The organism is Eggerthella hominis (genome assembly GCF_014287365.1).
Lineage (GTDB): Bacteria > Actinomycetota > Coriobacteriia > Coriobacteriales > Eggerthellaceae > Eggerthella > Eggerthella guodeyinii.
Genome location: NZ_JACOOA010000010.1, coordinates 50,025 through 63,522 on the forward strand (window position 1 = coordinate 50,025; position 13,498 = coordinate 63,522).

At 67.5% G+C, this 13,498-nt stretch carries 11 protein-coding genes; 8 read left to right on the forward strand and 3 right to left on the reverse strand.

The genetic code is table 11. The features are described 5' to 3' along the window. The first annotated feature begins 87 nt into the window (after positions 1 to 87). The 7 genes from mobB to H8S61_RS16185 all read left to right on the forward strand — a co-directional run bounded on the left by mobB (position 88) and on the right by H8S61_RS16185 (position 7,699). Positions 88 to 1,422 carry a molybdopterin-guanine dinucleotide biosynthesis protein B gene (mobB, locus tag H8S61_RS16155; protein WP_186939704.1) on the forward strand — a complete coding sequence of 445 codons (1,335 nt, stop codon included), beginning with the start codon at positions 88 to 90 and terminating at the stop codon, positions 1,420 to 1,422. A gap of 24 nt (positions 1,423 to 1,446) precedes the next feature. Further along, positions 1,447 to 2,592: a 4Fe-4S binding protein gene (locus H8S61_RS16160; RefSeq protein ID WP_186939705.1), complete on the forward strand. Its 1,146-nt coding sequence runs from the start codon at positions 1,447 to 1,449 to the stop codon at positions 2,590 to 2,592. 206 nt (positions 2,593 to 2,798) lie between these two features. Then, positions 2,799 to 3,263, forward strand: a complete 465-nt coding sequence (locus H8S61_RS16165; RefSeq protein ID WP_160943433.1) for an RrF2 family transcriptional regulator — start codon at positions 2,799 to 2,801, stop codon at positions 3,261 to 3,263. A gap of 9 nt (positions 3,264 to 3,272) precedes the next feature. Continuing rightward, entirely contained in the window at positions 3,273 to 4,613 is a 1,341-nt protein-coding gene (locus tag H8S61_RS16170) for a redoxin domain-containing protein (RefSeq protein ID WP_186939706.1), read from the forward strand. A 208-nt stretch (positions 4,614 to 4,821) separates the two neighbouring features. Continuing rightward, complete coding sequence (locus H8S61_RS16175) at positions 4,822 to 6,516, forward strand: FAD-dependent oxidoreductase (protein WP_186939707.1); 1,695 nt, start codon at positions 4,822 to 4,824, stop codon at positions 6,514 to 6,516. Positions 6,517 to 6,519: 3 nt separating this feature from the next. Further along, positions 6,520 to 6,897 carry a cytochrome c3 family protein gene (locus H8S61_RS16180; protein WP_186939708.1) on the forward strand — a complete coding sequence of 126 codons (378 nt, stop codon included), beginning with the start codon at positions 6,520 to 6,522 and terminating at the stop codon, positions 6,895 to 6,897. 145 nt (positions 6,898 to 7,042) lie between these two features. Next, entirely contained in the window at positions 7,043 to 7,699 is a 657-nt protein-coding gene (locus H8S61_RS16185; protein ID WP_186939709.1) for a TetR/AcrR family transcriptional regulator, read from the forward strand. Positions 7,700 to 7,783: 84 nt separating this feature from the next. Here the strand turns inward: H8S61_RS16185 and H8S61_RS16190 are convergent, their stop codons facing one another. Continuing rightward, complete coding sequence (locus H8S61_RS16190) at positions 7,784 to 9,583, reverse strand: FAD-binding protein (RefSeq protein ID WP_186939759.1); 1,800 nt, start codon at positions 9,581 to 9,583, stop codon at positions 7,784 to 7,786. 281 nt (positions 9,584 to 9,864) lie between these two features. Here H8S61_RS16190 and H8S61_RS16195 point away from each other — a divergent pair, with 281 nt between their 5' ends. Beyond that, entirely contained in the window at positions 9,865 to 11,328 is a 1,464-nt protein-coding gene (locus tag H8S61_RS16195) for a helix-turn-helix transcriptional regulator (RefSeq protein WP_255466671.1), read from the forward strand. A gap of 61 nt (positions 11,329 to 11,389) precedes the next feature. On the opposite strand, the gene H8S61_RS16200 is transcribed toward H8S61_RS16195, so the two are convergent. Continuing rightward, complete coding sequence (locus H8S61_RS16200; protein WP_186939710.1) at positions 11,390 to 11,767, reverse strand: c-type cytochrome; 378 nt, start codon at positions 11,765 to 11,767, stop codon at positions 11,390 to 11,392. A 16-nt stretch (positions 11,768 to 11,783) separates the two neighbouring features. Then, a complete protein-coding gene (locus tag H8S61_RS16205) occupies positions 11,784 to 13,424 on the reverse strand; it encodes an FAD-binding protein (RefSeq protein WP_186939711.1) in 1,641 nt (546 codons plus the stop codon). Positions 13,425 to 13,498: the final 74 nt, after the last annotated feature.

The window sequence follows — 13,498 nt, forward strand, 5'->3', positions numbered from 1 at the left end:
CGGCATCGTCGCCTTCAGCGACGGTCGCCTTCAGCGGCGCACGCGGCGCTTCATGCTATACTGGTGCGCCGAAAGGACGCGTGGAACATGGTAAACATTCCCAGCCCCGCCTTGGCTATTGTCGGGCGGCACAATTCAGGTAAGACGACGCTCATCGAGCAGCTCATCGCCGAGCTGGTGCGACGCGGTCGCGATGTGGGCAGCGTGAAGCACCACAGCCACGTGGGCTTCGATATCGACTACCCCGGGAAGGACTCGTATCGCCACCGCGCCGCCGGCGCGCGCGAGACGGTGATCGCCGCGCCCGGGCAGATGGCGCGCATCAAGACGGTGGAGGGCGAGGTGGAGTGCTCGGACATCGTGCGCAGCATGCCGGGCCACGACATCGTGGTGGTGGAGGGGTACCGCAAAAGCGGGCTGCCCACCATCGAGATCATGCGCTCGGGCAACGACGCCGACGCGCGGGTGGCCGACGTGTTCGCCGAGGGCGCGCGCAGCGGGTGGCCGCTGGGCACCGACTTCGCCCAGTTCACGCGCGGCACCGTGCCGCCGGCCGACGACGAGGCGCGCGAGCAGCTGCGCCGCGCCGCGCAGCAGGCCGAGGACGCGTCGGGCGACCATTTCAAGACGCAGCATCCCGACTACGCCGACATCTCGAACAAGCTGCCGACGTCGGACACGGTGGCCGTCGTCACCGACATCGATCAGGCGCGCCACGCGGCCGAGCTGTACCACGTGCCGGCGTTCGCGCTCGACGACATCGCGGGCCTCGCCGATTTCGTGGAGCAGCGCTTCGTGCGCCCGCGCGTCACCGTGGTCATCCAGGCCGGCGGCGAGAGCCGGCGCATGGGGCAGAGCAAGGCCACCGTGCCGTTCGCGGGCCGTCCGCTGATCTGCCGGCTGGTGGAGCGCCTCGGGCCGGTGGCGGACGACCTCGTCATCACGACGAACGAGCCGGAGAAGCTGGCCTTCCTGCACATCGAGTTCCCGCAGTACCGCATCCAGCTGGTGTGCGACGCGTTCAACGTGCGCGGTGCGCTGCCGGGCCTGTACACGGCGCTGCAGGCCGCGCGCAACCCGTACGTGGCCGTGGTGGCGTGCGACATGGTGTTCGCCTCCGCGTCGCTCGTGGTGGCCGAGGCGCTGGCGATGAACGAGACGGGCGCCGACGTGGTGGTGCCGGTGAACAAGCACGGGTTCGAGCCGTTCCACGCGATGTACCGTCGCATGGGCTGCCTGCCCGCCGTGCGCGCCGCGCTCGATCGCGGCGAGAAGCGCGCCCAGGGGTTCTTCGCGGACGTGCAGGTGTGCGAGTTTCCGCAGGAGCGCGTGCTGGAGGCCGAGCCGATGGGCGGCTGCTTCATCAACGCGAACACGCCCGAGGAGCTGCACGCCATCGAGGAGACGTTCCTCGAGAAGTAGGGGAAGACGAGACGAGGGATTGGCATGCCGAACCTGGTAGACATAGTGGAAGTGGCCGAGGCGCTGGAGTCGAGGGCCGTGTACCTGGCGAGCGATCGCTGCGTGGTGGTGCGCAACCGCCACGCGTCGTGCGCGAAGTGCTCCGACGCGTGCCCGACGGGCTCGGTGTTCGCGGCCGACAACGTGCTGGAGCTCGACGCGGAAGGGTGCGTCGCGTGCGGCGCCTGCACCACGGTGTGCCCGGTCGAGGCGCTCATCCCGCTGCGCCCGCTCGACGAGGATCTGGCGTCGAGCGTGGCCGCCGGCGTGGCGGCGACCGACGGGCAGGCGGTGTTCGCGTGCGCGCGCATCGCGTCGAAGCGCCTGGCCGACCCTGCGAAGTTCGCGGAGGTCCCGTGCCTCGCGCGCATGGAGGAGAGCGTGCTGCTGGGGCTCGCCGCGCGCGGCGTGAGCGACATCGTGCTGGTGGACGGCACGTGCGCCACGTGCAAGTTCCGCGCGAACGTGCCGGGCATCGACGCCACGGTGGCCTCGGCGAACGAGCTGGCGGCCGCGCAGGGCTCGGACATTCGCGTGACGCGCGCGTCGGCGTTTCCCGACGAGGTGCTGCTGGAGGACAAGCGCACGCTGCTGGGCGAGTCGCGACGCGGCTTCTTCACGAGCGCGCGCACGAGGGCGAAGGATGCCGCGGGCAAGACGGCCGAGGTGATGGTGTTCAAGAACGACAACGCGGCCCCGTCGCTGCGCGAGCGTCTGCGCATGTCCGATGCGGGCACGCTGCCGCAGTTCAACCCGCAACGGCGCATGCTCGTGCTGGACGCGATGGATCGCCTGGGATCCCCGGTGGTGCCCGAGATCGACACGCGGCTGTTCGGCTCGGTGTCCATCGACACCGACGCGTGCAGCTCGTGCAACATGTGCACGGTGTTCTGCCCCACGGGCGCGCTGCGCAAGAGCGAGCTCGTTCCCGAGGAGGGGGAGGGCAGCTTCCTCGAGTTCTCGGCGGCCGATTGCGTGCAGTGCAACCTGTGCGCCGACGCGTGCCTCAAGAACTGCCTGACGGTGAGCTCGACCGTGTCCACCGCGGAGCTGTTCGACTTCGAGCCGCGGCTGATCCACCTTCCGAACCCGCCCGCGCGGCCCGGCATCTTGTCGAGCTTGAAGCGATAGAGTCTTCCGGCGTGGGGATGCACTGTCGGCCCGAGCACACGGTTTTCGTCTGAATTCCGTGTTTTTGGGCTGACAGTGCCGTTCGGGCGACGCGGTGCTGCCTGGCATCGGAGATTCGCAGCTTTTCGCCAACTGTACCTTTCTTTTGTACAAAAGTTACTGTATAAAGAAAGTGAACAGTTGATAGTCGGAGACGGAGCAATACCATGAACAGCGATTTCATCGTAGCGGTGCACGCACTCGTGTACCTGAACCACCGAGCGGACATCGTCTCAAGCGAGGCCCTGGCCGAGAACATCTGCACGAACGCCGCCCGCGTGCGCAAGGTGATGGCGCCGCTCAAGCGGGCGGGCTTCGTGACCACGCGCGAGGGCAACGTCGGCGGCTATCGGTTCGCGGGCGACGCCTCGACGCTCAACCTGCGCATGGTGGCGGAGGCGCTGGACATCCGGTTCGTGCAATCGAGCTGGCACAGCGGCGGCGTGGACATGGAGTGCCTCGTGGCCTCCGGCATGGAGGGCATCATGGACGACCTATTCCTCGACCTGGACGAGCGCTGCCGTGAACGCCTCGCGCAGATCACGATCGCCAATATCGACCACCGCATCTTCGGCCCCTGCGGGGTCGTGTCGCTCGACGGCGAGCTCGCGTCCGTCGGCACGGGAAGCTAGGAGACGGCCATGGGCTTTTCCCTCGAATCGAGCATCCCTGCGCTCACCGTGTTCGTCCAAGGCCTGCTGAGCTTCTTCTCGCCGTGCGTGCTGCCGCTGATCCCGCTGTACGTGGGCTATTTGGCCGGCGGTGCGGCGAAGACGAACGACGACGGCACCATCGAGTACCCGCGCAAGAAAGTGTTCGTGAACACGTTGTTCTTCGTCGTGGGCGTGAGCTTCGCGTTCTTCCTGCTGGGCTTCGGCTTCACGGCGCTCGGCCAGTTCTTCACGGGCAACCAGCGCGTGTTCTCAGTTATCGCCGGCGTCATCATGGTGGCGTTCGGCCTGTACATGCTGGGCGTGTTCGGCAAGACGAAGCTCGTCGAGAAGGAGCATCGCCTGCCGTTCCAGCTGGGCCGCTTCGCCATGAACCCCCTCGTGGCGCTCGTGCTGGGCTTCACGTTCAGCTTCGCGTGGACGCCGTGCGTGGGCCCCGTGCTGGCCAGCGTGCTGCTGATGGCGTCGTCGAGCGCGTCGGCTGCGGCGGGCTTCGGGCTGGTGGCCGTGTACACGGTCGGCTTCGTGCTGCCGTTTTTGGCGGTGGGCCTGTTCACCGGCGAGGTGCTGCGGTTCTTCCGCACGCACGGCAACGTGGTGAAGTACACGGTGAAGGTGGGCGGCGCGCTGCTCATCGTGATGGGCGTCATGACCGTGACCGGGTGGATGAACGGCGTGACCAGCTACCTGTCGTCGTTCGGCGGCGTGCCGGCCGCGCAGGAGCAGCCCGCCAACCAGGGCGCGGACGGCGCGTCGAAGGGCGGCAACGATGCCGACAGCGGCAGCGCCGGCTCCTCCGATGCCGGCAAGAACGACGCTTCCGGCAGCGCAGCGAGCGATGCCGACGTGCAAGCGGCGCCCCTCGCCGACCTCAAGCTGGTCGACCAGAACGGCGAGGAGCACTCGCTGGACGAGTATCGCGGCAAGACGGTGTTCCTCAACTTCTGGGCCACCTGGTGCGGGCCGTGCCAGCGCGAGATCCCCGACATCGAGGCGCTGTACAAGGATCGCGGCGAGAACGAGGGCGACCTCGTGGTGCTGGGCGTGGCGAACCCCAAAACCGACAGCCATCCCAACAACAGCGACGTGAGCGTGGACGAGGTCAAGGCGTTCATCGACGAGCAGGGCATCACGTACCCGGTGCTCATGGACACCGAAGGCACGATGTTCAGCGGCTACCGCATCATGTCGTTCCCCACGACGTTCATGATCGACAAGGACGGCAACATCTTCGGCTACATCAGCGGCATGCTCACCCCCGACATGATGAACAGCATCGTCGAGCAGACGATGACCGGCGTGCGGAAGTAGCGCCCCGCCCGCGCCGCTTCGCGCGGCACCTGTCGAGCATCGGTGTTTCACGTGAAACATTCGTTCGTGAAAGGGATCCCGCCGGGGGTCCCTTTTCGCGTCCCCTTCCTCTTTCCGCAGCGCATTCGCATGCGTTGATGCTTTACAACGTAAAGAAAACGCGCTACCATTCGATTTACGCTGTAAAGTAATCGAACAAGGAGGAGCTATGGGAGGATACGACGTGTCGCGTCGCTCGTTCCTGAAGGGGATCGGCCTGGCCGGCTTGTCTGCCGGCGCGCTGGGCGCGTTGGGCGCAACGGGCGTCGCCTTCGGCGACGAAGCAGCCGCCGGCGAGGACGCTGCGGACGCGAGGTACCGATCCGCGTGGTCGAACCAGGCGAAAGCGACCTGTCCCGGGCCGCGCGGCCCGATCGCCTACGAAGAACGCGAGATCGCCGCAAGCGAGATCGCGACGTCCGAGGAGTGCGAGGTGCTGGTGATCGGCGCGGGCATCGCGGGGCTCACGGCGGCGCTCAAGGCGGCCGACGAGGGGGCGAAGACGCTGTGCCTCGAGAAGATGACGAAGGGCCGCGGCTGCTTCGAGTGTTTCGGCGCCTACAACGCGCAAAGCCAGAAGGACGCCGGCATCGAGATCGACCCGGCGCAGCTGCTCGACGAGATCTACCGCTCGGCCTACTGGCGCACGCGTCCCGAGCCGGCGAACACGTACGTGTACCGATCGGGCGAGGCGACCGATTTCTGGCAGAAGATGCTCGACAAGGGCGAGAACGGGTTCGTCATCACGCCGGTGGAGGAGGCGCCCAGCACGAACGGCATGCCGACGATCCCTTCGGAGCTGGGATTCTACGACAGCCCGTCGCTGCCGCCCGACGCGGGCGTGCGCTCGGGCTATTCGGGCATCTACGTGTGCCTGGAGATGGCCGAGGTTGCCAACACGTACGATAACCTGGACGTGCGCTATCGCACGCCGGCCGTGCAGCTGGTTCGCGAGGACGGCGGCCGCGTGGCGGGCGCCATCGTGCGCACCGATGACGGATACGCGCGCATCGACGCCAGCAAGGGCGTGATCCTGGCCACCGGCGGCTACGACGCGAACCCCGAGATGATGGAGGCGTGGGTGCGCCCGGAGGACTACGCGTCGTCGAGCTGGTGGAATCCGGGTTGGGGCACCACGGGCGACGGCCATATGATGGGCCTGGCCGTGGGCGCGCAGATGGACTCGCTGCCGCAGCCGGTCATGAACTTCCGCTGGGGCAACCCCGACTCGTTCTTCGACGCGCGCGTGTGGACGCCCATCTGGCTGGCGATCAACGTGAACGCCCAGGGCAAGCGCTACGTGAACGAGGATCTTCCCTTCCAGGCCGTGTCGAACGCGCAGAACGCGCAGCCCGCGTACGGCGCGAACTGCTGGCAGGTGTTCGACGACGGCATGCTGGGGGCGTCCGACGAGGAGGTTGCCGGCGCGCGGGAGGCGTTGGCCGAGTTCGAGGAGAGGGGGTGGGCGTTTTCCGCCGCCAGCCCGCGCGAGCTCGCCGAGAAATGCGGCATCGACGCCGACGGCCTCGAGCAGACCGTCGCCGCGTGGAACGGTTACTGCGAGAGCAAGAAGGACCTCGAGTTCAACCGTTTCATGGAAAGCGTCGCCCCGTTCGCCGGCACCACGTACTACGCGCTGACCACGAACAGCTGCGTGCTTGCCACGGTGGGCGGTCTCACCATCGACGGCTCGTGCCGCGTGCTCGATGTCGACGATCGGCCGATCGAGGGCCTGTACGCCGTCGGCAACGCGTCGGGCAACTTCTTCGCCGGCAACTACCCTCGTCATATTCCCGGAACGTCCATCGGACGCGCCGTCACGTTCGGCTATGTGGCCGCCGAGCATGCGGTGAAAGGAGCGTAAGCCATGTTGAACGTCAAACGATCCACGCTCGGCGTGCTGTCGACGGTCGTGCTCGTCCTGGCCCTGGCCCTGGGGCTGGCGGCGTGCGCGCCCCAGGCGGCCGACTCCGGCGCCGATGCCGAGGGTTCCTCGGCGAAGACGGCGCAGGCTGCCGCGGGCGACGGCACCGGCGCCTACGTGTCCGACGAGCAGTGCCTGAGCTGCCACGGCGGCTCGTACGAGGCGCTGGCCGAAACCACCTCGTCGTACGGCCAGAGCAATCCGCACGATTCCATCCACGGCGGCTACAGCTCGTGTGTGAACTGCCACGCGCGCGACAAGGAAGTCACCGACAACCAGTGCCTGCACTGCCACGATTGGCCGCATGATCCCCAGGCGTAAGGTGGGGCGCGCTTGAGGAGGAGGGCCGAAGCCGATGCGCTTCGGCCCTCCTGGTTTTTCGCGGACGATGGCTTCGAGGGGGCGCGGGGCGGGCGGCAGTCGTGCTATGCTGGGCGAAAAGCGGTGCTGGCAGGAGGGACGCGACGTGGATGCGGGAACCGGGAAAAGGCGCAAGAGCGGGTTGACGCGGGACGGCATCGTCGATGCGGCGTACCGCATGATCGACCGCGACGGCATGGGTGCGTTCACGATGCGCGCGCTCGGCGCGGAGCTGGGCGTGTCGGCCATGGCGTTCTACGCGCACTTCTCCTCGCGCGAGGAGGTGCTCGTGGCGGTGCTCACGCGTTTCATGGAAACGCTCGACACCGACCCGGTGCCGGGCGAGCGGTGGGACGACACGCTGCGCCGCACCATGACGTCGATCCATCGGGAATACTGCGCGCACCCCCACATGAACGACATCGACCTCGACCCGCGCATCGCGTACGAGGGCCTGGCGGCGCACACCGAGAAGATCGTATCGCTCCATTTGGACCAGGGGATGCCCGAACCGGTGCTCACGAAGGCGTGGGCGATGATCGATGCGTTCCTCACCGGTTTCAACGGCAGCGCGATCGCCGCGGCGCAGCGTCGGCAGGCCGACGAGGAAGCGGGTGCCGCGGTGGACGACGCTCCCGTGTGGCAGCAAATCGTGGACGCGGCGTATTCGGAGGAGTCGTTCGCCAACGGCGTGGAGATGATCATCATGGGCGTGCGCGGCCTGGCTTCGCCCGATCCCTGCGCCTGGCGCACGCCTGAATAGGACGCGCCCCGGAGGAAGCCGGGGCGCTTTTGGGGCGCCGCGCGTGGGAGGGGGTGCGCGCGGCCGATCGGGGATGCGCGCGTCTTACTGGGCGGCCAGCAGCTTCACCACGTGGAGCGCCTCGGTCATCGTGCGGCCGCAGGCCACGCCGTGCATCTGGTCGGGGTAGTTGCCGCTGAACAGCGAGCCGGAGCAGTCGCCGGCGCAGTACAGGCCCTCGATGGGCTCGAAGTCGGTGTTGAGTGCCTGGCAGTCGGCATTGATGCGGACGCCGTCGATGGTGGTGAGCAGCGTGCCGCCCAGCGTGGCGCCGAAGAACGGCGGGGTGCGCAGCTCGGACAAGCGGTAGGGCTCCTTGCCGAAGTCGGCGTCCTCCTGCGCGTCGTACAGCTCGTTGTAGCGTTCGCACGTGGCGAGGAAGGTCTTCTTCGCATCGGCGTCGAAGCCCAACTTGTCGGCCAGCTCCTCGAGGGTGTCGGCCTTTTGCAGGCGGCCGTCGGCGAGCTCCTTCTCGAAGTACTTGTCCAGATCGTACGAGCCGTCCTCCTTCTTGGCGCCGAGCACGGCCTGACGGGTCATGGCCGAGCATCCCAGCGTGTGGAAGCGCTGCACGTCGTCGCCGAAATTGCCGTCCCACACGCTGACGTACACGCCGCCGGGCTGCTGGGCCGCGGCGTGGGGCAGGTAGTCGTAGTCGGCGGACTCGAGGGCGAAGCGCTCGCCGCGCAGGTTGACTTTGAGGAAGGGCTGGGTGCCGGGGTTGAACTGCCCGTTGCCCGGCCATTGGGGATTGCCGGCCTTGACGGACTCCTCGGTGTAGCCGGCGGTGGTGCCCGGGGTTACGAGGCCGCGGTCGAAGATCATCGTGGCGCTCGTGATGTCCTTCACGGCGCCGGCCCACAGCGCCGCCTTGATACCGTCGCCCGTGTTGTTCTGGTTGTAGCCGAGCGCGGTCACCGACGCGGTGGTGATGGGGGACAGCGAGGACAGCATGGCGGGGTTCGCGGAGTAGCCGCCCGTGGTGAGCAGCACGCCCTTCTTGGCGTTGATCTGCACGTTGCCGTTGTCGGTCTTGAAGATGGCTCCGGTCACCTTGCCCGCGTCGTCGGTGACGAGCTTCACCAGCTCGTGCTTGTAGGAGATCTCGTAGCCGTTGTCGTTCATGACCTGCTCGAACAGCTGGTTGCGGTCGGGCACGCCGTCGCGCCCGCCCTCGGCGTTGGCGTAGTGGTGCTCGCCGCAGGGGGTGTAGAACTCGGTGGCGCCCATGCCGCCCGGCATCTCGAACTCGTCGGCGATGACCACGGCGCCGGCCGCGCTCATGTACTGGTCGACGTACTCGAACATGTCGTTGCTCTCGTTCATCCACATGTTGATGAGGTTGTGGTCGCAGGTGCCGCTGGAGTAGCGGGCCCACTCGCCGTGCAGGCGGGCGCGATCGGTGTGATAGCCCTGGTCGGTGAAGGGCTTGGTGTCGACGGCGTTGAACCAGTGGCGCGTGGCGCCCACCTCGGTGCCCTTCTCGCACAGGATGAAGTCCATCTTCTGATCGGACGCGTACGCGCCGGCGATCATGCCGCCGTTGCCCGCGCCGACGATGAGCAGGTCGGTGTCCTTCGTCTCAGCGATGTCGCCCGTCTCGGGCGCGGCGCCCAGCCAGTCCACCGTGATGGCGGCGCTGCCGTCGTCCATGGCCACAACGTTGTTGTCGGCGACGCCTGCGGTCGCGCCCGCGGCGCTCGAGGCGTTCTCGGCTTCGGCGGTGCCTGCGGCCTTGGGCGCGCAGCCGCTCAGGCCGAGCGCTGCCAGCGCGCCGAGGCCCGCGGCGCCGCCGAGAAAGCTGCGGCGCGAGATGCCCGCGGCGTTCGTTCCGGTCGTTCCGATCGTGTCGTTCGTTCCCATGATGATCCTCCTGTGCGTTGCGATGCGTTCGTGCGGTTCCGGGTGGGAAACCGCTTCCCTCGCCGTGCATCCTACGGCGCTATGCGGCGCTTGAAACCACCCTGCCAGGGGCGTTTCCGGCAGGTTCGCAGGTGGCGCACCGCTCCCCCTGCGGGGGTGATTCGCCTTGAATCGGCTGGTGAAAGGCAGGCTTGGCGAGGATAACCGACGCGCTCGGCGGCGGTTTCGCCTACAATGGGAGCAAGCGACGAGGGGAGGGAACCTTGCAGTCAATCGTGGAGCGCGCTCGCGGGCTGGGGAGCGCCATGAGCGTCACCGTGGCGGCGTGCATGATCGCGCTGGGCGTCATGGGATGCGCCGGGGGCGTCCTGAACGCCAGCCTGTACGCGCGCGTGGCCGAGTACTACGGCATCGCCCGCGAGATATCGACGCTGTCGTCGGGCGTCCTGTTCCTGGCCGTGTTCCTCGTGGCCACGCGCAAGCCGTCGCTGCTCGATCGCCGGCTGCTGACGGTGGTGGCGCTCGGCTGCGCGATCACGGCGGCGTTCGTGCTCGAGTTCGCGCTGCGCCTCGCGGACGGCCCTTTGACGGTGGCGGGGTTCCTGTTCTTCAACGCGGCCTCGTCCTGGGCGTCCGTTTTGCTGGCATCGGCGCTTTCCTCGCTGAGGTCGTCGAGGGCGGTGCTCGTGAGCGTGGTGTGCGGCATGGCGCTGGGCGAGGTGGCGCGCGTGGCGCACCCGATCGTTCCGTTCGAGGTGGGGGTCATCGAGGTCGTGGGCGCGTACGCGCTCGTCATCGTGCTGCTGTACCGCCGCAGCGCGCCGGTGCTCGACGAGGTGGCGCACGGCGCGCCCCCTGCGAGCCTGGAGCTTTCCAACCCCGAGTCGTTCCTGCAACCGGCCCATGCGCTGTTCCTCTGCGTGGGGCTGTTCAGCGTGGCGACGGGTTACGGGCTCACGCTCAACGAGGTGTCGCACGCGCCCATCAGCGTGAGCATCTCGGCGTTCGTGCTGGTGGGCGTGGCGCTGTGGATGCTGTTGTCGCGCAGCGAGAGCAAGGAGGACCTGCTGTTCTCGTTCTCGATGCTGCTCGTGGTGGCCGGTTTCGTCATCGCGCCGTTCACGTTTTTGACCGACCTGCCGTCGGCGAACGCGCTGCTGCGCATCGGCGCGCGCTGCTTCGACATGCTCGTGTGGCTCGTCGTGCTGGCGGTGGGCCGCCGGAACCTGCTGGCCCTGCTGCCCACGTTCGCGCTCGTGCGCTTCATGGGTTCCGTCGGCACCGACGTGGGAGCTATCGCGGGCCACACGACGAACGACCTCGTGGGCACGAACAGCGACGCGGCCATGCTCATCGCCGAGGCCGTGCTGTTCGCGTTCGTCGCGTTTCTGTGGCTGGGCTTCCGGAGGTTCAGCTTCAGCGACACCATCCGCGGCGTGGTGGGCGTGAGCGGCGGGACGGCGTCGGCTGCGGTCGGCGGGGAGCCGGAGCCGCAGGAGCTCAGCATCGAGGAGCGGTGCGCCGAGCTGGGGGAGGCGCGCGGGCTGACCGAGCGCGAGACGGAGATCTTCGCCATGCTGGCGCGCGGGCGCAACGGCCAGTTCGTCATGGACCGCTACGTGGTGTCGCGCAACACGGTGAAGAGCCACGTCAAGCACATCTACGCCAAGCTCGACGTGCATTCTCAGCAAGAGCTGATCGACCTGGTAGAGCGCGCGGGGGAGTAGGGACGAAGGGCCGCGAGGGCGCCTGCTGCGGACGCCCTCGCGGTTTGGGAGGGGGTGCGGCCTAGTGCTGGTCTGCGCTTTGCGCCGGCGGTTCGACGGCGGCGAAGTAATCGGCAAGGGCTTGCACGTCGTCGTCGGAAAGCGTGGGCAGCATGCTCTCGACCATCGCGGCATCGACGTTCTCCTTGCTCCAGCCGGGAAGGTCTGTTCTGAGGTGGCAGCTCAGGCAGTACGTGTCGACGTCTCCATCGTTCGCCGCGCCTTCGATGAGCGACGTGGTGTTCGTCGCCGGCGCGGCCGGTGCGCTTGCGGTGTTCTCCGCGGCGGCCGAGGCGGTGGCGGTGGTTTTGGGCGCGCAGCCCGCGAGCGCGCAGACGAGAAGGGCGCAGGCGAGGGCGCTTGCGGCGACGGTCGCCGTCTTGGTGTTCAAGCTGGTCATGGGTTTCTCCGTTTCTCTAGAGCGTTTCAGCGCGGGCGAGGTCGCGGCCGACCATGTAGCCGAACGTGGTGCCCGATCCCAGCGTCATGCCGTAGTCGTGCCAGACGTAGTCCTGTCCTGTTTGCAGGCCGCCCATGTCGTTGCCCACGCAGTACAGGCCTTCGATGGGCTCGCCGGTTTTGCGGCCGATCACCTGGCACTCGTCGTTGACTTTGAGCGCGCCCAACGTGCCGCCGATGGTGTACTGGCGCACCATCGCGTAGTACGGGGCGGTGCCGATCGTGTAAAGGTTCTCCGGCTCCTTGTAGTAGTCGGCGTCGTACCCCTGCGCGGCCAGCTCGTTGTTGCGATCGACCGTCGCCTGCAGCGCGGCCGCGTCGACGCCGATGGTTTTGGCGAGGTCGGCGAGGGAGTCCGCTCGATAGAGGCACGGGCGCACTTTGTCCTGATAGTCGGCGATGTCGTCGTCGGAGAGGATGGCTTTCTCTTGGCCGATGGACGTGAGCCACGCGCCGTAGTCCGCGTCGAAGATGTTGTAGTACGTGCCGGATTCGCTCGGCTCCTTGCACAGCGCGCCGTTGGATTCCATCTCGCTGGCGTCTTCCTTCATGACGCGATGACCCTGATCGTTGACCAGCAAAAACGGCTGCTTCTCGATGTCGGTGCGCAGCGGCGAATCGGTGTAGTAGCGGATGTCGATCTTCTTCGAGCGCAGCGGCGCGATGTCGGCCCCGGCCCAGATGGCCATGAGGGCCCCGTCGCCCGTGTTGTCCTCGGGAAAGCACCCGTTCGTGAAGCTGACGGCCGACGGGAGCCAGCGCGCGACGAGTTCCGCGTTGCCGCCGTAGCCTCCCGTGGCGATGACGGTGCCCTTCGAGGCGTTGATCTGCACGAAGCTGCCGTCTTTCCGTTGCCCGATGGCGCCCGTGACCGCGCCGGACTCGTCCGTGACCAGCTGCAGGGCCGGCGTGCTGTAGTGAAACGTCACGTCGTAAGCGTCCTCGAAGTGCTTGGCGAAGGCCATGTTGAGATCGGTGGCCTGCATGGGCCACGCCACCTTGTCGGCCTTCGGTCCGAAGAACGTGTGCTGAAGGCCCAGTTCGTTGCCGGTCTTGATCTGCCAGTCGATGGCCTCGCCGCACTCGTCGAAGAACTTGTTGAGCAGCGCGGTGTCGGTGCCGAACCCGTTGAGCTCGAGGAACTCCGCTTTGAGCGCCTTGATCTCGTCGTCGGTGTACGACGTCCCCTGCTCTTCCACGATGGTGGGTGCGTTGAACCCGGCGAAGATGATGCCGTGGGAGTAGACGCGCGGGCTTTTCTGCAGCACGGCGACCTTCGCGCCGTTCTGGGCGGCTGCGCAGGCGCACGGCACGCCGGCGGCTCCGGCGCCGATGACGAGCACGTCGACGTCCTGCGTCTCGGCAATGTCGGTGATGGGCGCGGGTGCGGCGAAATACGGGTCGCTGTCGATGCCGGGAGCGTATGCGCTCGCATTGGCGCTGGTGGATGCGTTGTTGGGCGTCGTGGCGAACGCCTGCGCCGCAGGGCTGCCCGCAAGCGACGCTCCTCCCATGGCGACGGCTGCCAGAACCCCTCCCTTGAAGAAGTCGCGACGCGAGAATCCTCCCGCGTCCGTGGTCGTCCTGCTCGTGTTCATATGATCCCCTCTCTTCGATGGTGTGCCGTATCTTCGTTCAGGTTAGGCGGCGGATGGGCGAGGGGGATCGTCCA